The following is a 21,191-nucleotide window of genomic DNA, read 5'->3' as shown; positions in this document are numbered from 1 at the left end:
GCCGACGTCAGGGCGCCAGGAGAGCCTGCCAGGTGGACGAGGCCACGACGCCGTCGGCCGTGAGCCCTCGGCTGGTCTGGAACGACCGCAGGGCAGAGGCGGTGAGGGAGCCGAAGATGCCGTCCACGGTCAGGGCCGCACCGTATGCTCTCAGCCGGCTCTGCGTCGCCGACACCGCCTGGCCGGTACTGCCCTGTTGCACCGTCACGACGAGCGCCTGCCAGGTCGGCGCTGTAGCGATGCCGTCGGCCGGCAGGGCGATCCGGGTCTGGAAGGACCGCAGGGCAGAGGCCGTGGCGGGGCCGAAGACGCCGTCCACGGTCAGGGCCGTACCGCGAGCGTTCAGCAGGTACTGCAGGGTCCTGACCCTCTCACCGCTCTGCCCCTGCTGGACCTGGGGCCAGCCGACGCCGGGGAGCGGCGTGCCGGCGCCGGGCGGGATGGTGAAGGGCGCCGGAACGAGCAGCTGGGTGTTGCGCACGTCGGGGGTGCCGCGGCGCTTGTCGATGCCCCGGCCCACTTCCTGCGGGTCGTTGGCGGAGAGCTCCCGTGCCAGGGAGGCCAGCGCCGCTGGGGTGCTGGTGTCCCCGTTGGCCGACAGCGGCGCGTCGGCGTCGACCATGGTGGTGAAGATGGACAGCAGGCCGCCGCCCTCGGCGATCTCCAGGACACGGCTCTGGATGGGCCAGTCGATGTGCGAGGCCGTGTTCACCTCCCAGAAGCCGTTCCCGAGGGTGGACGGGAAGGCGGGACGGTGGGCCGTGATGTTGTTGGCGTGGGTGTGGCCGTCGACCATCAGGACCACGTTCGGGAAGCGCAGCAGCAGGTCGCGCAGGTCCGCGCCGCTGTACGGGTGGTCGCTGTCCGTGTTGTCCATCGAGTCGATCGTGTGGTGGCAGAAGACGACGAACAGCTTGTCCGTGACACCGGACCGGTTGACGACCGTCCGGGGCCTGGTGCCGTCGGAGTCGTCGAGCTCGTAGCGGGAACTGTTGGCCTTCAGCCGGCTCTGGAGCCAGTTCCACTGGTCCTGACCGAGTGCTCCGTCGGCGCCCCCGCTGCCGTTGGTGGTGTCCAGGACGAGGAACTCGACGAGATCGTTCGTGCCTGACGGTATCGCGTAGTACGCCTTGTCGCTGCCCGAAGTGAACCCGTGCCCGGCCGGAAGCCCGGTGGTGTCGAAGTGCTCGGAGATGAACTCCTGCCGCGAGAGCAGCCGGCGCCCCGGGTCGGCGGTCACCGTGGCGGTCTTCAGGGTGAAGTCGCCGGTGATGATGTCCTTGAGGAACTCGATGTAGTACGAGGGGTCGGAGTAGTCGAAGACGTCCGGAACCCCGGTGACCTGCGTCAGCTTGGTCGACCCGGTGGCGATGCTCTTCAGTGGGTCGAAAGGCAGCACGTCGGGCGGGACGTTGCCCTGCACCATCGCGTCGTGGTTGCCGTAGGCGGCGTACCACGGCATGCCGAGCCCGGTGGCGGTGTACGGCCTGCGGGCGGCCGTCAACAGGCCGGGGAGGACCGGGAAGCCGTTGAGATCGTTGTTGTCCGGAGGGTTCTGGTGCGCCTCGGGGTGCCAGTAGTCGGCATCGGGCCCGAAGACGCCGCTCGACACGCTCTCGTCCTTGGCGAGGTCGCCGGAGTCGGGGCGGACGGTGCTGCCGTCGAGCAGGCTGATGTACCAACGGGTCTCGTTGTACTGGCAGTTGTCGACCGCGTCGCCGGTGACCACGGTGAAGGCCGGCGGGGTGCCGGTGCGCGGGCCCCGGCCGACGGCCCTGAGGGCCCGGCACATGGCGTCGGTGGAGTGCGTCGTGAGGAACTCGTGGGCCCGATAGGCGGATGCGGTCGGGTAGGAGTTGTAGTGCGGGGGCCCGAAGTCCGCGAGCCGGTCAAGGCACTCCACGCGCAGCGGCGACTGGTCGTCCACGATGTGCAGGTCCGACATCTGGGCGAAGGCGGCCAGCGAGCGGGCGGTCTGGGGAGCGGTGACGTCGACAAGGTCCCGGCGGACGATGTGCGGCTCGCCGGGAGCCGCGACGATGCCGTGGTAGCCCTCACCCAGGTCGGGACCGCGCTGGACGGTCACGTCCACAGTGGTGAGGCCGAAGGCGGAGCCGGTGGTCGCGGCCGTCCGGGTCGCGGCGTTGGCGGTGGTTCGCAGTCCGCCGACTTCGACGGCCGCCGCCACCACGCTCGCTGCGGCTGCCACGAGGACTCTTCGCCGGGAGAATTCCATGTCGCGTCCTGTTCGATCGGGAATCGGCCGTAGGGCCTCCTGGGCACGCCGCCGCTGGGAGAAGCGGGCGCTGCCGACCGTGGGACAGGCCGATACGACACTGAGCTCCCCCTGGTGATGCGGAAGTGAGTGTCCGTCACCTACGTGTCCAGGCCGGGTCAACCGCGGAAGGCCTCGCCAAGAGTGGGGCACGGAGACCCGGTGCCGCAAGAGCTGGGACAGTGACTCATCCACTGAGCCATTCGGCCGCCCTCTTGCGTCGCAAGGGACTTGACGCACGGAAGAGTTTGCGAAGGTCGAACACGGCGCCGTACGTACGCGGAATCCCTTCGTCCACGAGTCGGGCGTAAGTAGGGTGATCCCCGTGAAGGCGCTCTTGTTGTCCGGCGGCTCAGGTACCCGTTTACGTCCCATAACTCATACATCGGCGAAACAACTTGTACCGGTCGCGAACAAGCCGGTGCTGTTCTACGGTCTCGAGGCGATCGCCGGGGCGGGCATCACACAGGTCGGGATCGTCGTCGGGGACACCGCCGAGGAGATCCGGGAGGCGGTCGGCGACGGTTCCGCGTTCGGACTCGACGTCACCTACATCCCGCAGGCGGCGCCGCTGGGGCTGGCCCATGCGGTGCTGATCGCCCGCGAGTTCCTGGGCGAGGACGACTTCGTGATGTACCTGGGCGACAACTTCATCGTCGGTGGCATCACGGATCTGGTGGACGCCTTTCGCGCCAAGCGGCCGGGGGCGCAGATCCTGTTGACAAGGGTGGCAAACCCGACCGCGTTCGGGGTGGCCCAACTGAACGCGGCGGGCCAGGTGATCGGCCTGGAGGAGAAGCCCAGGCATCCCAAGAGCGAGCTGGCGCTGGTGGGCGTCTATCTGTTCACCCCGGCGATCCATCAGGCCGTACGCGCGATCAAGCCGTCCGGGCGGGGCGAGTTGGAGATCACGGACGCCATCCAGTGGCTGATCGACGCCGGACGTGATGTGCGTTCCACGACCATCTCCGGATACTGGAAGGACACCGGAAACGTCACCGACATGCTTGAGGTCAACCGCTCGGTGCTGGAGACCCTCGAGCGCCGGATCGACGGCACGGTCGACGACGGCAGCGAGATCATCGGCCGCGTGCGCATCGAGTCCGGGGCGAAGGTGACGGGCAGCCGGATCGTGGGCCCGGTCGTCGTGGGTGCGAACACCGTGATCACCGGCTCCTATGTGGGCCCCTTCACCTCGTTGGCCGGCGACTGCCGGATCGAGGACAGCGAGATCGAGTACTCGATCGTCCTGCGCGGCTCCTCGGTGAGCGGCGTCCGGCGGGTGCAAGGCTCCCTCATCGGCCGCAACGTCGAGGTCACTCCCGCGCCCCGCAAGCCCGCCGCCCACCGTTTCGTCCTCGGCGACCACAGCAAGGTGCAGATCTCATCATGGCGGCCAGGATTCCGATGACGGGCAGTGCCGGTTTCACATGACGAGGTGGTCCGCTTCGGCGCCGAGTCGCACACGGCGAGCGGGTAACCAAGACCACCACCTGGCAGATCCCCGGGGCTACCGGGATAGAACCCAGCCGTCTCCGGCGCGAGGCGCTCGCGACGGCGTTTCCGGCTCTGCTCGACGAGAAGAAAGGTTCAGCCCGGTGAGCTTCAGGATCCAGCCGACCGCCCAGGTCGACGAGACGGCAACGATCGGTGACGGAACGACGGTCTGGGATCTGGCCCAGATACGGGAGGACGCCCGCCTCGGCAGCGGATGCATCGTCGGCCGGGGGGCATATGTCGGCCCGGGGGTGCGGATCGGCGACAACGTGAAGCTCCAGAACTACGCCTTGGTCTACGAACCCGCGGTGCTCGGCGACGGGGTGTTCGTCGGCCCCGCGGCGGTGCTCACCAACGACTACTTCCCCCGTTCGGTGGACCCGCAGGGCCGGCTGAAGCGCGGCTGCGACTGGGAGGCCGTGGCAGTGGTGGTGGCCGAGGGGGCGTCGCTGGGGGCCCGTTCGGTGTGTGTGGCACCGGTACGCGTAGGCCGTTGGGCGCTGGTCGCGGCAGGCGCCGTGGTGACCCGGGACGTGCCGGACTTCGCGCTCGTGGCGGGCGTTCCGGCGCGGCGGATCGGCTGGGTCGGCAGGGCCGGCGTTCGACTGGTCGAGCGGGAAGGAGAGCCAGGGGGATGGGAGTGTCCCGAGACGGGTGCGCTGCACGAGGAGAAGGACGGCGAACTCGTCGAGCACGCATGACTCCCTGATTTCTCGCAAAACGCCAATCCTCGAACATCCGCATGCATAACATGTGTGCGAACTGTGCAGACCTAGCACAGTGAGCACGCAAACCGGTCGTGCCCAGGGGGGGTGCCGGGTGGTTATACCTGTGCCTGAAGCGAGGAGTGACATCCGCTCCGACGCCTGACGTCTGACGTCTGCCTTCCGCCGCGTGACCGTGCACGACGCGGCGATCACGAGTGTGTTCACAAGAGGACCCACAGGGGGGTTGGTGTGCCCAAACGATGACCATCACACGTCTGGCGGCGCTCGGTCGTGAGGAACCACCGCTATTCACGCTTGCCCAACGCCTTCTCTCAGTAGCCGAGTTGGGACTCCCGCCCATGCTGCTCCCCGGCGGAGAGGCCTTAGCCTTCACCCTGGCCGGGCGGAGGGCACCCGACGGTTCCTGGGCCTTGGAGCGGCGCGGGACCAGCACCCGCTACGCGGCCATCACCGCGCTGGGTGCCCAGTTCCTCCCCGAGGACCGCCAGCGCGCGGCGCTCGGGGGGCGAACGGCACAGGAGTTCACGAGCCTGCTCGTCGAATCGCTGCCCGCGGTGACCAACCTCGGTGACGCGGCGCTCATCGCCTGGGCCGCGGCCGAGACCGGACACCCCAAACTCTCCGACGCCGTCGCGCGGGTGGAGGCCCTGGACGAGGAGGGCCGGCCCCAGTACACCGTCGAGGCGGCATGGGTGCTGTCCGCCTTGGCGGCGGCTCGACGCACGGTCGATGTGGAGAGACGTTTCACCGCAGCCCGCGACCGCTTGCTGCGGGCCCGCATCGGGGACAGCCCGCTGTTCCCGCACGCCACCGGGCCCGGCATGGTGCCCTGGTACCGGACGCACGTGAGCTGCTTCGCCGACCAGACGTACCCGCTGCAGGCCCTGGCCCGCGCACACGCCAGCGGTGACGGAGACGGCGATCCGGAGGCGCTGGCCGCGTCCGAGGCGTGCGCTGCGCGCATCTGCGAACTGCAGGGCGACGGCGGGCAGTGGTGGTGGCACTACGACGCGCGCACCGGCGGTGTCGTGGAGGGCTACCCGGTCTACAGCGTCCATCAGCACGCGATGGCGCCGACCGCTCTGTTCGATCTTGCCGACGTCGGCGGCACCGACTTCGGCGCGTCGATCCGCAAGGGTCTGCGCTGGATGACGGAGGTGCCCGAACTGGCCGTCCGCCCCGAGAGTCAGGAGCCGTTGATCCTCGACGAGCTCGGCGTCACCTGGCGCAAGGTCTACCGGGGCGACCCGAAGAAGGCCGTACGCGCCGCCCGAGGGCTCGGCTCCCGAGTCGCTCCGAACCTCCGGCTGAAGTCCCTGGACCGGTTGTACCGCCCCGTCTCCGTGGACCGCGAATGCCGGCCGTACGAATTCGGCTGGATGCTCTACGCCTGGCAGGGGGGCCGCATATGACCGAGCGTCAGCCGCTGTTCGGGATCGAGCTGGACCCCCTGACCATGGACGAGACCATACAGCGCTGCCTCGATGCGGTCCGGGACGGCAGACAGCTGGAGATCGGGGTGGTCAACGCCGCGAAGCTGGTGAACATGCGGCGGGACCCCCGGCTCGCCCAGGCCGTGGCCGGCTGCGATCTCGTCCTCGCCGACGGACAGGCCGTGGTCTGGGCCGGCCGGATACTGCGGGCCCCGCTGCCGGAACGGGTGGCCGGTATCGACCTGTTCCTGCGGCTGCTGGCCGAGGCGGAATCGGCGGGCGTGTCCGTGTACTTCCTCGGCGCCAAGCAGGATGTGCTGGAGCAGATGCTGCGCCGGGTGGCCGACCGCTTCCCCCGCTTGAGGGTGGCCGGCAGCCGCAACGGCTACTTCGACGATTCCCAGCAGGAGGCGATAGCCGACGGGATCGCCGACAGCGGCGCCCAGATGCTGTTCCTTGGCATGACCTCGCCGAAAAAGGAGATCTTCACCGCCGCCTACGGCGAACGCACCGGCGCCCGCGTCGTACACGGAGTCGGCGGCTCCTTCGACATCCTGGCCGGAGTCACCAAGCGGGCCCCCGGGGCCTGGCAACGGTGGGGCATGGAATGGCTCTACCGCGTACTGCAGGAGCCGCGCCGCCTGGGCCGGCGCTATCTCACCACCAATGCTGCCTTCCTCCTCATGACGGCGCGAGAGCTCATCCGGCTCACCCCGTCGCCCGCTTCCGCGAACAGGAGTCACTGATGCGCGTCGTCGTGGTCGGACAGGGATACGTCGGCCTGCCACTGGCCATCCGCGCCGCGGAGGTCGGACACGAGGTGATCGGCTACGACGTCGACTCCCGGCGGGTCAAGAGCCTTGCCGCCGGTGAGTCCTTCGTCGAGGACGTCTCCTCCGAGCGGATCCGGGCGGCACTGGACCAGGGCACCTACCGCCCGAGCGAAGCGGCCCGCGACTGCGGCGGATTCGACGTCGCCGTCGTGACCGTCCCGACCCCGCTGCACGAAGGCACTCCCGACCTCCGTTACATCCAGGAATCGGCGGTCACCCTTGCCCGCTACCTGCGCCCCGGAGCCACCGTCGTCCTCGAGTCGACCACCTATCCCGGCACCACCCAGGAACTGTTCGCCCCGATCCTGGAGGACGGCTCGGGCCTGACCGCGGGCACCGACTTCCACCTGGGCTACAGCCCGGAGCGGATCGACCCCGGAAACGCCGTCTGGGGCTTCGAGCAGACCCCGAAGGTCGTATCCGGCGTCACTGAAGCCTCCCTGAAAGCCGTTCAGGACTTCTACGCACAGCTCGTCGACACCACCGTGCCGGTGAGCTCGCCCAAGGAGGCCGAGCTCGCCAAGCTCCTGGAGAACACCTTCCGCCATGTGAACATCGCGCTGGTCAACGAGATCGCGATGTTCGCCCACCACCTGGACATCGACGTCTGGCAGGCCATCGACGCCGCCTCCACCAAGCCCTTCGGCTTCATGAAGTTCACGCCCGGACCGGGCGTCGGCGGTCACTGCCTGCCGATCGACCCCTCGTACCTGTCCTGGCGGGTGCAGCGCGAACTCGGCCAGAGCTTCCGCTTCGTGGAGCTGGCCAACGACATCAACAGCCACATGCCCGAGTACGTGACGCGCCGCATCAGCGACCTGTTCAACGAAAGACGTCGTTCCGTGAACGGCTCGCGCATCCTGCTGCTCGGCCTGGCGTACAAGAAGAACACCGGCGACGCCCGGGAGTCGCCCGCCCTGCGCATCTCCCAACTGCTGCTCGACATGGGGGCCCAGGTCAGGGCGGCGGATCCGCACGTGGTCGAAACCCTGCCGGTGGACACCCGGCTGGTGCGGGTCGAACCGGAACCGGACGAGCTGGCGGCCGCCGATGTGGTGGTCCTGCTCACCGACCACGACAGTTTTGACTACGAACTCGTCGCCGAACACGCCCCCTTCGTCCTCGACTGCCGCCGACGGCTGCCGTCCGGACCCACGATCGAGGTGCTCTGAGCCATGCCGCGCATCGTCTGCGTCGCCGGGGCGCGACCCAACTACATGAAGATCAAACCGGTCATGGACGCCCTGGAACGCCGGGGCGCCGAGGTGGTCCTCGTCCACACCGGCCAGCACTACGACCCGGCCATGAACGACGTGTTCTTCGCCGATCTCGGCATCCGTCGGCCCGACCGCTTCCTCGGGGTCGGATCCGGCACCCACGCCGAGCAGACCGGACGCGTGATGACCGCGTTCGAGCCGCTCCTCGACGAGGTGTCACCGAACATCGTCGTCGTGGTCGGGGACATCAACTCCACGCTGGCCTGCGCCCTGGTCACCGCCAAGGCCGGACCGCTGCTGGCCCACGTCGAGGCCGGACTGCGCAGCCGCGACTGGAGCATGCCGGAGGAGGTCAACCGCGTCGCCACCGACCGCGTCAGCGACTACCTGCTGGCCCCCTCCCCCGACGCCGCCGAGAACCTGCGCACGGAAGGGTACCGGGACGACCAGATCCACCTCGTCGGCAACGTCATGATCGACACGCTGCTGGCCAACCTGGAACGGGCCCAGGCCTCGGACATCCTTGATCGATACGCCCTGTCCAGAGGCGAGTTCGGCCTGGTCACCCTGCACCGGCCCGCCAACGTGGACGACCCGGAGGTCCTCACCGGGCTGCTGAAGGCCCTGGGTGAGATCGCCGGCCGCTGCCCGCTCGTCCTGCCCGTGCACCCGCGCGCGGCCGGACGGCTGGCCGAGATCGGCGTGCCCGGAGGCATTCGGCTCGTACCGCCCGCCGGATACCTGGACTTCATCGCCCTGCAGGACTCCGCCCGCGTCGTACTCACCGACTCCGGCGGTGTGCAGGAGGAGACCACCGCGCTGGGCGTGCCGTGTGTGACCCTGCGGGACAACACCGAGCGGCCCGTCACCGTCGAGCAAGGCACGAACGTGCTGGCCGGGCGGGATCCTGTGCGGATCGTGGCCACTGTCAACCAGGTGCTGAACAGTCCGCCCGCGCCGCGCCGGCCCGACCTGTGGGACGGCCGCGCGAGCGACCGTATCGCCGACGTGCTGCTGGCGGGAGGCACCGCGGGCACCCGGCCGAGACCGACCGACCAGCCCGGAACGACCGGCCTTTCGAGCTTCGTCGACCAGCCGAGACCCACGGACCGAACCTTCCCCATATGATCCGCTTGCAACATATGCTCGTCGAACGTCTGGTCGCGAGGGGGGACCGTCATGGATCTCGCTGAGATCTTCCGGGTCATGCGCAGGCGCTGGTACGTCCTGCTGCCGGGACTGCTGCTGACCGCCGGCCTGATCGTCGGTGTGACGATGCTGGTCCCGGTCACGTACCAGTCGCAGAGCACGGTGGTTCTGCTGAACTCCCAGAAGGCCACGCGGGCTTACGACGGCAATCCTTTCCTCAGCAGCCAGACCTCGCTCACCGGCATGGCCGACAGCCTGGCCCGCAACCTGAACTCCGACGACTCGCTGCGGGATCTCAAGGCCCGTGGTGCCAAGGGCGTGTTCGAGGCCAAGCTCGCCGACAACGCGCAGGGGCCGCTGATGTGGCTCACCATCACCGGCACCGACAAGGCCTCCGTCCTGGCCTCGGACAAGATCCTGACCGCGTACGCCAAGGAACGGCTGGACCAGTTCCAGAAGAATCAGTCGGTCGCCCCGAAGGCCATGATCCGTATGACGACGATCGTGCCGCCGCAGAACCCGGTGGCGCAGACCAAGACGCGGCTCGAGTACATGGTCATGGCCGGGGCCCTGGGCCTGGTGCTCACCCTGGTCGCCGCCTTCTACGTCGAGGCGCGCAGGAGGTCATCGCGCACGTCCGAGCCGGAGGCCGGGCCCACGGACCCGGAGGAGGAGACGACCGCCCCCGTCCGCTCGACCGGGGAACCGGTCGTGGAGGAGACGCTCGCCATCCGGCAGCCGCCGAGCTGGTCGCAGTCCGCCGTGGACGGTCCGGCCGCCGCAGAGACCGACGCGCCACGGCCTGCCATGGCCGTGGCGTCCGCCGCCGAGCCGCTCGACGAGGAGTCGTCTCATGGACATCGCCCGCGCACCGGACAGCGAGACCGGTGAGACGAGCGACGCGCCCGCTCCTCCCGACCCGGTGGTACCTCCCGCCGACCAGGTAGTACCCCCCGCTGCTCCCTCCCTCGGCCGCAAGGTCCGTTCGGCGGCGCGGTGGAGTCTGATCAACACCGTCGTCCTGCGCCTGGGCAACTTCGCGACCGGCATCGTGCTGGCGCGTTTCGCCCTTGGCCCCGCGGAATGGGGCGTGTACGGCATCGCCCAGACCGTGTTGCTGGTCCTGCTGTCCGCGAACGAGCTGGGCGTGGGCCTGGCCATCGTGCGCTGGGAGGGGGACGCACGACGGTTCGCGCCGACCGTGCTGACCCTCAGCACCCTCTCCAGCGGCCTGCTGTACGTGGCACTGTTCGCGGCGGCCCCGACGGTGGCCGGCCTGCTCGGCTCGCCGGACGCCGCGGGCGTCCTGCGGGTGATGTGCCTGTGCGTGGTGATCGACGGGGTGGCGCAGGTGCCCGGCGGCTTCCTCACCCGTGAGTTCGCCCAGGGCAGGCGGATGATCATCGACGGGCTCAACTTCGTGCTCGGCACCGCGGTGACGCTGCTGCTGGCCTTCGCGGGCTGGGGCGCGATGAGCTTCGCCTGGGGCGCCGTGGTCGGGAACGTCGTCACGCTGATCGGCTGCGCGCTGGCGGCACCTGGCACCCTGAAATACGGCTGGGACCCCGGGCAGGCCCGGGCACTGCTGAGATTCGGCCTCCCGCTGGCCGGGGCGAGCATGCTGGCCCTGGCGGTGGTCAACGTCGACACGATGGTGGTGGGCGCGACGCTGGGCAACGTGTCGCTGGGGTTCTACGTGCTCGCCTTCAACATCTCCGGCTGGCCGGTGCGGATCATCTCCGAGGCCGCCCGCCGGGTCTCCTTCGCCGGGTTCTCACGCCTGGCCGGCTCTCCGCAGGCGCTCGCCCAGGGCTTCAGCCGTGCCCTCGGCGTGCTGATCACCGGCACCGTCCCGCTGTGCGTACTGCTGGCCGGCCTCGCGGAGCCGGTCATCGGGCTGGTCTACGGGAGCCGGTGGACGCCCGCCGCCGCGGCACTGCCCTGGCTGATGGCCCTCGGCCTGATCCGTATCGGCGGCGAACTCGCCTACGACTGTCTGGTCGCGATCGGACAGCGCCGTTCGCTCTTCCTGGTGCAGGGCCTGTGGCTGGTGGCCCTGATCCCGGTGCTTCTCGTCGCCGCCCACCTGAACGGCATCCTCGGTGTGGCCCAGGGCCATGTCCTGGTCGCCGGCGGTCTGGTGGTGCCCGTCTTCCTGATCGCCCTCCACCATGGCGGCATCGGCCTCGGCCGTATCGCCAGGGCCTGCGCGTGGCCCTTCCTCGGCGGGGCAGTGATGGCGGTGATCATCCTCGGCCTGGAGCGCCTGTTCGGCGACGGTCGGCTCGCGCTCCTCGCCATCGGAACCACCTCCCTGGCCGGCTACACGGTGTGCGTACTGCCCAGCCGCGACTTCCTGAGAGGCCTCGGCCCGGCCGACCGGCCCCACCACGGCCGGCACCGGGCGTCCGCTCCGGTTCGGTCCACCCAACAGGACATGAGGTGAGCCGGATGTCACGGCGTATCAGCCGGAGCTCGCTCGCGAGGTTACTGCTCGCCGCCTTGCTGGCGGTCATGGGGACGGCCTGCTCGGGATCGGACAAGTCCGCGTCGCCGGGCTGCCCGCATCACGCACCGGCCTGCCCCACGAGCGGGTCCTCGGCGACGCCGAGCGCCGATCCGTCGACCACGGCCGGCGAGACGACAGGAAGCCCCACCACTTCACCGTCCCCGACGGGGAAGCCCACCGTGACGGCCGGCACGAGCGATGCTTCAGGGCAACCCGCGGCCAAGGCGGCGTGCGCCTCGCCCGGCGCCTGCGGCTTCCCGGACGCCCGCACCACCGGCCCCCGCATCCCCCTCAGGCCCCACAGGACCGGCTACATGGCCGTCCGTACCAACGGAATGGTCATCCGGGGCTGGGACATCACCGGTTCGCTCGACATCTACGCGAACGACGTCACCGTCATCGACACCAGGATCACCTCGGACAACTGGTGGGGCATCAACCTGCGCGCCGGTTACCACGGCCTGCGGGTTCTGCACTCCACCATCACCGCCGTGGCCGGCAAGGGACCGGACAACGGCGGCGTGGACTACGCGGTGTCGAACATGGGGACCAGCTCCATCGAGGTCGGCTGGTGCGACGTCTCCGTGTTCGGCGACGCCCTGGCCATGGGCCAGGGCGACATCCACGACAACTACGTCCACGACATCGCCCCGTTCATCAACAAGGGCGGCGAGTGGCAGCACACCAACGCCGTGATCAGCAGTGGCGGCAACACCGGTCACCTGACCATCCGCCACAACACCCTGCTCAACCCGACGAGCCTCAAGCAGGGGGCCTCGGGAAGCATCGGCCTGTTCGCGGACAGCGGGGTGGTCCGCAACGTCACCGTCGACGACAACTGGATCGCCGGCGGCGCCTATGCCCTCTACGGCGGTGACACGGGCGCCACCGGTATCACGGTCACGAACAACGTCTTCTCGACGGAGTACCACCCCGCCTCCGGCGGCTACGGCACGGTCGCCCACTGGAACGCGGACGGTACCGGAAACCTGTGGCGGAACAACCGGATGTCCGACGGCCGCCCGGTCCGGCCGGAGCCCGCCTCGTGAGCGGCGGCATGACGCGCCGTGTCGCGCGGGCGCCCTGGACGCTGCTCAAGGCGTTGTTCGGCTGGCTGGTGCTCTTCGAGGCCAGGAACAAGGTCCTGCTGGCCCCCACCGCGGTGCGGCTGCGCCGGATCGAGGACGCCGAGACCCGACGGCTGGCCGCCGGCCTGCCGTCGCCGCCCTCGGCGCTGGTGGCCACGGTGATCGCCACCCACCGACGCCCCGAGGCGCTGTGTGCCGCGGTGCGCTCGGCCCTGGACCAGACCGTGCGCGACCAGGTCGTCATCGTGGTCGACGACGGCGCCGGGCTGCCCGGACTCCCCGACGACCCACGGCTGTTCGCCGTCTCGCTGACCCGCAACACCGGCGTGGCGGGCGTCGTGCGCAACGTGGGCATCCGCCTCACCCGCTCGCGGTACGTGGCGTTCCTGGACGACGACAACCTGTGGGAGCCCGACCATCTGGAACGCACGTTGGCGGTCCTGGAGTCCCCCGGCGGCCCCGACGGCGTCTACACGGCACTGCGCCGCGTCCTGCCCGACGGCAGCGAGCAGGACGTCCTCTCGGTCCCCTACGACCGGCGCCGGGCCGCCCGCGAGGCCTTCCTGGACACCAACGCCTTCGTCGCCCGCCGCAACCGCTCCCTGCACTTCAGCCGCCTGCGCCGGACACCGGAGGTGCTGCCCCGGGAGGACTGGGAGCTGATCCGCCGCTACGGCCGCAGGTACCGGGTGCTGCATGTGCCGCGCCCCACCGTCCGGTACCTGATGAATCCGGCCAGCTTCTACACGCAATGGCGACAGCCCAGTTGAGACCCGTTCCCCTTCCGCTCCGACCAACAGGTGGTTGATCCCGTGCCACGATCCCGCGCCCTCAGGAACAGATTCGTCGACGCGCCCGGCTCGCTGGGCGAACGGCTCCGCATCGCCCGCTGGGAGCGGTTCCGGCGCTGCTTCCCCGGCATCGAGAACATGAGCGTGGTGGACCTGGGCGGTACGGCCGAGATGTGGCTGCGCGCACCGGTGCGCGCCAAACACGTCCACCTGATCAACCTTGAGGCACACCCCGCCGAACTGCCCGACTGGATCACCGCGGAGAACGCCGACGTCACCGACCCCTCGGTCGCCGCCGAACTGAGCGGCGAGGGCGGCTACGACCTGGTGTTCTCCAACTCGACCATCGAGCACGTGGGCGGCCACAGCCAGCGGCAGAAGTTCGTGTCCGCCGTCGAGCAACTGGCGCCACTGCACTGGGTCCAGACGCCGTACCGCTATTTCCCCGTCGAACCGCACTTCGTGGCGCCCGGCTTCCAGTTCCTGCCACTGACGGCCAGGGCACGCCTGGTGAGGCACTGGCCGCTCGTCCACAGCCGCCCCGACAGCCCGGAGTCGGCGATGAACGCCGTGATCAACATCGAGCTGCTGACGCGCGCCGAGATGCGCTACCTGTTCCCCCGGTCGGCACTCCTCAGCGAGCGGGTGCTCGGTGTCCCGAAGTCGCTCATAGCCGTGAGAACGGAGCCCGCATGCTGAACAACCTGGTCAACAGACATGACGCGGACCGGCTGCTGCGCAAGGTGCGGAAGCTGGACCTCGACCCGGTGCTGGCCAAGCTCCGGGTGCGCGGCGGCGCCCGGGTGGTCCAGCACTGGTCCCAGGTCGATCCGTCGCTGACCGAGTGGTGGGCGATACCGGCGGTGATCAAGCGGTGGAACCTGCTGATGACCGGCGACGCGGACACGTCGTTCCCTCAGTTCGTGGCCGCCAAGCACTTCGCACCGCGCACCGATCTGCGGGGCCTGTCGCTGGGGTGCGGCACCGGCGGGAACGAGCTGCTCTGGGCGAGGACCGGTGCGTTCTCCCTCCTCGATGGCGTGGACGTGGCGCAGCAGCGGATCGACTTCGCCACCCGCGCCGCCGCCGAGAACGGTCTCGCCGACGTCCTGCGCTTCCGGGTCGCCGACGTCAACCAGATGACCGCCGACGGGGAACGTTTCGACGTGCTGCTGGGCCTGCAGTCGCTGCACCACTTCGACAACCTCGCCGAGACCCTCCCGCGCCTCGCCCAACTGATCGAGCCCGGCGGGACGTTCGTGATCGACGAGTTCGTCGGCCCCACGAGGTTCCAGTGGACCGACGGCCAACTGGACGCGGCGAACGCGCTGCTGGCCCGGCTTCCCGAGGAGCGGCGGCGGCTGGCCGACGGCCGGATCAAGCGCCGTGTCGTGCGGCCCAGCAGGCTGTCGATGGTGCTGGACGACCCCTCGGAGGCGGTCGACGCGGCGGCGCTGCTGCCGGGCCTGCGGCGCCATTTCGACGTCGTCGAGGAACGGCCGTACGGGGGCACGGTGCTGCACATCGCGTTCTCCGGGATCGCGCACAACTTCCGTGACCAGGAGCCGGAGACACTGGCGCTGCTGGAGCGGTGCTTCGCCGCGGAGGACGCGGCTCTGCCGGAAGTGGGGCACGACTTCATCGCGATGGTGTGCCGGCCGCGGAGTGCGGGTCAAAACAGCTAGTCCGTTTCGTGCGGCTGTCGACGGGCCACCCCCGCTCATGCGGGGTGGCGCGTTCTCCGGCGTCCGAACCGCCGCATCGCAGGCACCTCGACGAACCGGTGCATGAGCCCCGCGAGCGCGACCGAGAGAGCGAGCGCTCCGACGGTGAGCGTCCATGCCTTTGCCGACGCCGAACCCTGAGCGTCGAGCCCCCGCATCAGATCCACGATCACCGACTGATGGATCAGGTAGAAGGCGAAGGAGATCTCGCCCAGCCACACCGCGGACCGGCTCCGCCACACGCTCCGCTTCCCCTCGACGTCGGCGACAGCCACGGCAGGAATGAGCAACGCGAACGGGATCACGGTGACGGCCGACGTTTCCGCGTCCGGCGGGAAGTACGGCGTCACGGCATACGCGCCGACGACAAGTACTGCGACGGACCACACAGGAATTCGCGGCCAGTGCCCGCTCTTCACGACGAGCGCCATCAGAATCCCGAGCAGGAACTCCAGCAGGCGGACCGGCGGGAAGATGTAGACGAACCAGTAGTGCCGCTCGGCAGGCAGGAGCCTCACCACCACGGGCACCGCGAACACGGCCACCACGCACGCCGCGGCGCACGCCCACAGCCTCTCCGGACGGATGCGGCTCAACACGGGCAGCAGCGCCGGGAAGAGGGCGTAGAAGAACGCCTCGCACGCGAGCGACCAACTGACGGAGTTCGCACCGAAGTAGACGCCCGGATCCGGCCACCATGCCTGGACGAGCCCCAGGTTCGCCGCTCCGACGAGGACCCCGACGGTGTGTCCGGCCGCGTACAGCCCGACGACGGAGATGACGAAGGCCACGACGTAGTTCGGGTAGATCTTCGCCGCTCGACGCCGCCAGAAGGCGCGGGCGGTGTCTCCCGGCCGGGCCGACCACGTCAGGACGAAGCCACTGAGGACGAAGAAGAACGAGACGCCCACAGCGCCCGCACCCGCCGTGCGGGCGAACGCGTGCTGCGCCGACGACGGAGCCAACAGCCCCGATATCGAGATGTGGAAGCAGAAGACGAGGAACGCGGCCACGAACCGGAGCCCCGTCAGCGAGGGGAGCCTCGATCCGTCGGCCCGCGTTCCAGCGGGGGCGGGCCTGTCTGATCTGTCGGTGGCCTCAACTGCACTCATGAACGCGCCCTCCCAAGGGCTGGTCGAAACTCAGGCCCACGGCCCCGGCGCCTTGCGCAAGGCGCCCGGGCGGGCCAGGGCGGCCGCGGCCGCTCGGCTCGCCGGGCGGCCGAGCACGGCGCGTGACGTTTCCCGGAGCAGGACGGCGGCGCGGAAGGCAGCCGTGGCGAGGGGGCCATGCCGACGTCGGTACAGGCGGACCCGGTTGACGGTGAGCAGAGTCCACAGGCGGGGCGATACCTGGGAGTCGCCCCCCAGGTGAACGGCGTCGGCCCTCGGCTCCAGTTGGGTGGCGTATCCCCGGTCCCGCGCGCGCAGGCAGTACTCGGTCTCCTCCGAGTAGAGGAAGAAGGACTCGTCCCACGGGCCGCACGCGGCCAGGCAGTCGGCCGAGATGGCCATCAGCGCGCCGGTCGCCCAGTCCACGCGGGTGGGCCGCTGATACGCGGCGGGGTCGGTGACCAGTTCACTCAGGGCCGGGAAGCGCCCGGCCCGGGTGTTGCCGATGAGGGCCTCGCCGAGCGCCCGGAGCACGCTCGACTCGCGGCGCAGCGACCGATGGGGCGTGTCCCGGCCTTCCTCGTACAGGAGGGGTACGGCGATCCCGACCCCGTCGCCGAGGATGTCGACCAGACGTTTGGCGCAGCCCTGCCGCATCCGGACGTCCGGATTGCAGATGAGAGCGGCCTCGTACGCGCCGGCCGCGCCCAGCGCCGCGTTGATCCCGGCCGCGTACCCGGCGTTACGGCCGGTCTGGACGACCGTGGCGTCCGGGGCCAGCGTCCGCAGCACCTCGACGGTGTCGTCGGCGGAGTCGTTGTCCGCGACGACCAGCCGCCAGTCGAGGCCGGCCATGCCGTCGGGAAGCGCGGCCAGGAACCCGGGGAGCACCGAGGCGCTGTTCCAGGTGACGACGATGACGGCGACGGGGCTCATCGGGACTCCACGAGTTGGGGCAACCTGGCTTCGGATGCCTTGCGAGCGGCGGGGACCGTGGCGGCAGCCGCCTCACGGCGGATGAAGCCGAGGTAGCTGCCGCCGGCGCCCAGGGTCAGGAAGAACATCCCGGCGTACATGGGGAAGCTGAGCGCGTCGAAGGTGGCGCTGATGACCAGGGCGACCAGCGCCGAGGCGAGGAAGGCCTGCCCGAGCTCCCGGTCCGACTCGGTGCGGGCGAGTCGGCGGATGGCACCGCCTTGGTGGATCCCGGTGACGAACAGGACGAGCAGCGCGACCAGCCCCACGACGCCCGTTTCGGCCAGGGTCAGCATGTACTGGTTGTCGGTGAAGAAGTACAGGTCGGGCGTGAAGGTGCCGAATCCCCTTCCGGACCAGGGGCGTTCGCTGAGGTAGGGGACGATCGCGCTGTACTTCACGGTGCGCGCCTGGGTGCTGCTGTCGGAGTTGGACAGGAAGGTGGCGAACAGGTTGGTGATGGTTCCGATCAGCCCCGGGATGATCACCTTGAAGCCGGCCACCGAGCCCAGGACGATTCCGATCGCGGTCCAGCGCCGCTGCGGCTTCCAGCGGGGCACCATCACCAGGATCACGATGAAGGCTCCGATGATGGAGGTCCGGGACACCGTCAGCGGAAGCGCGCCCGCCATGATCGCCACCGGCCCCCAGCGGCGCAGCGCGCCGGCGTGCCGGCGTACCGGGTCGAAGGCCTGGTGGACGGCGAAGGGGACCAGGATGGCGAGCATCCCGCCGAACTCCAGCGGATGGGCGGTGGTGGAGCGCGGCCGGGTGAACGAGCCGCGGTCCATCGCGCTGAGCCCCGCGGTGCTGGAATGCATGCCGGGGATGTGGATGGAGTCGGCGATGTTGGTCGCAGCGAAGAAGTCGTAGTAACCGATCAGGGCGACCACCGTGCCCAGGACGACGAGCCGGCGCATCAGGGTCTCCAGCCGGCTGCGCTCCTGGATGCCGGCCGAGGCCAGCACCACCAGCGCCACCCACACCCCGAGCCCGATGAGCCCCCGGTCGGCCCCCAGGACCTCCTCGTGTGAGCTCTCGCGGGTCGCGGCCGCGAGGTACGACAGCAGCACCGCCGCGGCGAGCACGCACATCACCACGCGCGGCAGCCTGGTGCCCTTCGCCGGCAGGATGCGGCCGCCGAGCCAGGTCGCGAGGTACCAGAGAAGTCCCAGCAGGGCGAAGACGTTGGCCGGGGTGCCGACACCGCCCAGTGCGGGCAGGGTGAGGTTCGACGGGACGAAGAAGGCCAGCACCAGATAGCCGGTGAGGATCGTCGTGGCGTCGAGCCTGCGCACCAGCAGGCCCTTGGGCCGCTCAGGGGGCTGGGCCCGATGCCGCCGGGGAACGTATCCGGCCAGGGCACGTCCCCGGCGGCGGACCACCGCGATGCCCTCGGCCAGGATGGACAGCAGGAACGCGCTGACCATCCCGACTATGAGGACCGCCGCGATGCCCTGGTACCGGCCCTTCGACTGCGAGACCGGCGTCTGCGGCAGGACGACCGGCGCGGTCTGCACCGCGTACACCTTCGGCACCTTGGAGGCGGCCTGCAGGGCCTTCAGCTGCTCCCCGGTGAAGTTGGTGAGGGTGGTGGTCTCCCGCAGCACCTTCGCCCGGTCGGTTCCGGTGACGCTCAGGGTGAGCAGCGGGCTGTCCGCCTGCGGCGCGAAACCGACCGTGTACTGGTCCGTGACGCCGCGGGAGCTCAACTCCTTGGCCGAGTCGCTCGACTGGAGCGTTCTGATCAGCACGTCGGCCGTGACGACCAGCGAACCGCCCGCGTTCGACAGGGGGTTGCCGTAGGTCGGCGCCAGCTCAGCGATCGCCGTGGAGTCGAGGAGCGTGACGGAGCTCTGCGACTCGTAGGACACCGGGATGGTTCGGTACAGATACCCGCCCGCGAGCAGACTGAGCAGGGTGAGGGGCACCATGAAGTACCAACGCCTGCGCATGATCGCCAAGATGTCGGCAAGGCTCATGAGAACTCCCTTTTGGTGGCGGTTCGCCCCGGCGCCTGCGAGGATCGGTGGCGACGGAAGGAATCCCTGTGTCGCCTCGTGACGTCGCCGAAGCGCTGCTCCGCCGCTGGTACGTGCTGCTGCTCGCGCTCGCGCTGACGGCCGCCGGAGCCTACAAGGTGCTGCACCCCGCCCCGCAGTACCTGAGCTCGGCGGTGGTGGTCCTCAAGCCGCCCGTGACGGGAAACCAGCCGAACCAGCTGACGAATCTCCAGCCGCCGCTCGCCACCCTCTCGTACGGGGTCATCCAGCAGCTCGAATCGCCCGTCGGGCGCAGGGAACTGGACGCCGCCGGCGTGCACGGGTCGTACCAGCTGATCCCGCGCAACAGCGGCACCAGCGCCACGCCGCGCTATCTGATCCCGTCGGTGCAGGTGCAGGCGCAGCGGGCCGGCGCCGTCGAGGCCGACACGGCGGTCAGCCGGGTCATCGAGGTCTACACCGAGCACGTGAAGGACCTGCAGGACGCCCAGGGGATCGCCCCCGCGTCCCGGATCAGCGCGTCCGTCCTGGTCGCCCCGAGCGCCGCCCCGGTGCAGGGCACCAGGAGCCGCGCCCTGGCTGGTACGGCGCTGCTGGGCGGCCTCGCCGGGATCCTGGGCGCGCTGTGGTCCGACGAGTACGCGCTGCGCCGCAGAAGGAGGAAGGACCCCCTGGCCGGCCTCCCGGACCCGGTCCGCCACGCCGACGGGATCGCGGTGGCGGGCTGAACGACTGAACTGATCACGCATCAGATACCGCGGCGCTTCCAGGACTCCCACCACAGCCACTCCCGCCCGCGCTCGGCCACGGCCGACCACACGAGCGGTTGCAGATACGGCATCGCCTTCGGCCCGATCCGTCTGCGCAGCCGCAGCGCGCGGTATTCGGGCAGCGCCGCGTATCCGGGCAGGCACTCCTCGGCGAACGCCACGCATTCGTCGACCGGTACGACGCCGGTACGGCCTCGGTCGTAGGCCCGGTAGGCCCGGCGCAGGGCGTAGCGGGCGAGGCGGGCGTGGACCTGGTCGGCCAGGCGGTCGGCGTCGGGCAGCCGGTCGGCGCACTTGGCGAGCGCGGAGTCGTAGGCGACCAGGCGCTGGCGCAGGTCGTCGAGCTGACCGCCGAAGTCGACGGTGGACATGTTCTTGCCGTGGACGCGGTAGAAGGCCTGGTCGGCGCCGCGGACGTAGCCGACGTCGGCGTGGGCGGCGAGCCGCATCCACATCTCGATGTCGCCGGCGTGGGGCAGGGCGGGGTCGTAGCCGCCGACCTTCCGCTGGAGACCGGTGCGGACGACGACCTCCGGCGAGGTGATGCAGCCGGTGCCCTCACGAAAGCGCCGCTCCAGCCACCACTGGCCGGGATAGACGACCGAACCGGTGCTCTGCGTACGGGCCTTGGGCAGCGGACCGCCGTGCTGGAAGCGCAGGGGGCGACCATAGGCGAACCCGGCCTCCGGGTGGGCGTCCAGGAGGGCGGCCGCCCGGACCAGCGCGCCCGGGACCAGCCGGTCGTCGGCGGACAGGAGGGCCACGTAGTCGCCGTCGGCCCATTCCAGCAGGCCTTCGTTGTAGGTGGCGATGTGGCCCTTGTTGGTCTCGTGGACGAGGACCTCGATCCGCGGGTCGGAGGCGGCCAGCTTGAGAGCGGCCTCCCCCGAGTCGTCGGGCGAGGCATCGTCGATGATGAGGACCCGGACGTCAACGCCGTCCTGCTCGTCCAGGACGCTGCTCACGCAGTCGGCGAGGAAATGGCCGTACTTGTAGCAGGGGATCACAACACTGACGCTGCTCATCGGTGGGGAAGCCAATCCCCGCCGGTGGTCCGCGCCCGGCTGGGCGCGGACCACCGACGGTG

18 protein-coding genes are annotated in these 21,191 nt (G+C 70.0%); 13 read left to right on the top strand and 5 right to left on the bottom strand.

Annotated features, from left to right (window positions below; genetic code table 11):
- Positions 1-7 precede the first annotated feature (7 nt).
- A complete protein-coding gene (locus ACIPSA_RS27245) occupies positions 8-2,209 on the bottom strand; it encodes a TIGR03767 family metallophosphoesterase (RefSeq protein WP_402638925.1) in 2,202 nt (733 codons plus the stop codon).
- Between the two features lie 391 nt (positions 2,210-2,600).
- On the opposite strand from ACIPSA_RS27245, the gene ACIPSA_RS27240 reads away from it, so the two are divergent.
- From ACIPSA_RS27240 to ACIPSA_RS27185, 12 genes are all read left to right on the top strand, one after another.
- A complete protein-coding gene (locus ACIPSA_RS27240) occupies positions 2,601-3,686 on the top strand; it encodes a glucose-1-phosphate thymidylyltransferase (RefSeq protein ID WP_402638922.1) in 1,086 nt (361 codons plus the stop codon).
- Positions 3,687-3,873: 187 nt separating this feature from the next.
- Positions 3,874-4,473, top strand: coding sequence for an acyltransferase (locus tag ACIPSA_RS27235; protein ID WP_402638920.1), 600 nt, complete (start codon positions 3,874-3,876; stop codon positions 4,471-4,473).
- 365 nt (positions 4,474-4,838) lie between these two features.
- Positions 4,839-5,912: a hypothetical protein gene (locus tag ACIPSA_RS27230; RefSeq protein ID WP_402638918.1), complete on the top strand. Its 1,074-nt coding sequence runs from the start codon at positions 4,839-4,841 to the stop codon at positions 5,910-5,912.
- Positions 5,909-6,679: a WecB/TagA/CpsF family glycosyltransferase gene (locus ACIPSA_RS27225; protein WP_402638916.1), complete on the top strand. Its 771-nt coding sequence runs from the start codon at positions 5,909-5,911 to the stop codon at positions 6,677-6,679. The genes ACIPSA_RS27230 and ACIPSA_RS27225 overlap by 4 nt, the downstream gene beginning before the upstream one ends.
- A complete protein-coding gene (locus tag ACIPSA_RS27220) occupies positions 6,679-7,938 on the top strand; it encodes a nucleotide sugar dehydrogenase (protein ID WP_402638915.1) in 1,260 nt (419 codons plus the stop codon). The genes ACIPSA_RS27225 and ACIPSA_RS27220 overlap by 1 nt, the downstream gene beginning before the upstream one ends.
- Positions 7,939-7,941: 3 nt before the next feature.
- Positions 7,942-9,111 carry a non-hydrolyzing UDP-N-acetylglucosamine 2-epimerase gene (wecB, locus tag ACIPSA_RS27215; RefSeq protein WP_402638913.1) on the top strand — a complete coding sequence of 390 codons (1,170 nt, stop codon included), beginning with the start codon at positions 7,942-7,944 and terminating at the stop codon, positions 9,109-9,111.
- Between the two features lie 51 nt (positions 9,112-9,162).
- Positions 9,163-10,023, top strand: a complete 861-nt coding sequence (locus tag ACIPSA_RS27210) for a chain length determinant protein (RefSeq protein WP_402638910.1) — start codon at positions 9,163-9,165, stop codon at positions 10,021-10,023.
- Positions 9,986-11,578 carry a lipopolysaccharide biosynthesis protein gene (locus ACIPSA_RS27205; protein ID WP_402638908.1) on the top strand — a complete coding sequence of 531 codons (1,593 nt, stop codon included), beginning with the start codon at positions 9,986-9,988 and terminating at the stop codon, positions 11,576-11,578. The genes ACIPSA_RS27210 and ACIPSA_RS27205 overlap by 38 nt, the downstream gene beginning before the upstream one ends.
- A 242-nt stretch (positions 11,579-11,820) precedes the next feature.
- Positions 11,821-12,690 (top strand): hypothetical protein, encoded by an 870-nt coding sequence (locus ACIPSA_RS27200; RefSeq protein ID WP_402638906.1) that lies wholly within the window; start codon positions 11,821-11,823, stop codon positions 12,688-12,690.
- Positions 12,691-12,698: 8 nt separating this feature from the next.
- Positions 12,699-13,499 carry a glycosyltransferase family 2 protein gene (locus ACIPSA_RS27195; RefSeq protein ID WP_402638903.1) on the top strand — a complete coding sequence of 267 codons (801 nt, stop codon included), beginning with the start codon at positions 12,699-12,701 and terminating at the stop codon, positions 13,497-13,499.
- A gap of 42 nt (positions 13,500-13,541) precedes the next feature.
- Positions 13,542-14,219 (top strand): class I SAM-dependent methyltransferase, encoded by a 678-nt coding sequence (locus ACIPSA_RS27190; RefSeq protein ID WP_402638902.1) that lies wholly within the window; start codon positions 13,542-13,544, stop codon positions 14,217-14,219.
- Positions 14,213-15,205 carry a class I SAM-dependent methyltransferase gene (locus ACIPSA_RS27185; RefSeq protein WP_402638899.1) on the top strand — a complete coding sequence of 331 codons (993 nt, stop codon included), beginning with the start codon at positions 14,213-14,215 and terminating at the stop codon, positions 15,203-15,205. The genes ACIPSA_RS27190 and ACIPSA_RS27185 overlap by 7 nt, the downstream gene beginning before the upstream one ends.
- A 35-nt stretch (positions 15,206-15,240) precedes the next feature.
- Here the strand turns inward: ACIPSA_RS27185 and ACIPSA_RS27180 are convergent, their stop codons facing one another.
- The 3 genes from ACIPSA_RS27180 to ACIPSA_RS27170 are packed head-to-tail and all read right to left on the bottom strand — an operon-like array spanning position 15,241 to position 19,313.
- Positions 15,241-16,356, bottom strand: coding sequence for an acyltransferase family protein (locus ACIPSA_RS27180; RefSeq protein WP_402638897.1), 1,116 nt, complete (start codon positions 16,354-16,356; stop codon positions 15,241-15,243).
- 30 nt (positions 16,357-16,386) lie between these two features.
- Positions 16,387-17,292 carry a glycosyltransferase family 2 protein gene (locus tag ACIPSA_RS27175; protein WP_402638896.1) on the bottom strand — a complete coding sequence of 302 codons (906 nt, stop codon included), beginning with the start codon at positions 17,290-17,292 and terminating at the stop codon, positions 16,387-16,389.
- Complete coding sequence (locus ACIPSA_RS27170; protein ID WP_402638895.1) at positions 17,289-19,313, bottom strand: O-antigen ligase family protein; 2,025 nt, start codon at positions 19,311-19,313, stop codon at positions 17,289-17,291. Before ACIPSA_RS27170 ends, ACIPSA_RS27175 begins: the two co-directional genes overlap by 4 nt.
- A gap of 68 nt (positions 19,314-19,381) precedes the next feature.
- On the opposite strand from ACIPSA_RS27170, the gene ACIPSA_RS27165 reads away from it, so the two are divergent.
- Positions 19,382-20,062 carry a hypothetical protein gene (locus ACIPSA_RS27165; RefSeq protein ID WP_402638893.1) on the top strand — a complete coding sequence of 227 codons (681 nt, stop codon included), beginning with the start codon at positions 19,382-19,384 and terminating at the stop codon, positions 20,060-20,062.
- 20 nt (positions 20,063-20,082) lie between these two features.
- On the opposite strand, the gene ACIPSA_RS27160 is transcribed toward ACIPSA_RS27165, so the two are convergent.
- On the bottom strand, positions 20,083-21,129 hold the full coding sequence (locus ACIPSA_RS27160; RefSeq protein ID WP_402638892.1) for a glycosyltransferase family 2 protein: 1,047 nt from the start codon (positions 21,127-21,129) through the stop codon (positions 20,083-20,085).
- Positions 21,130-21,191: the final 62 nt, after the last annotated feature.

Origin of the sequence: Streptomyces sp. NPDC086549 (genome assembly GCF_044746205.1) — a bacterium.
GTDB lineage: Bacteria > Actinomycetota > Actinomycetes > Streptomycetales > Streptomycetaceae > Streptomyces.
The sequence above is the reverse complement of the archived record's forward strand: the minus strand, read 5'-3'. Positions and strand labels throughout refer to the sequence as shown.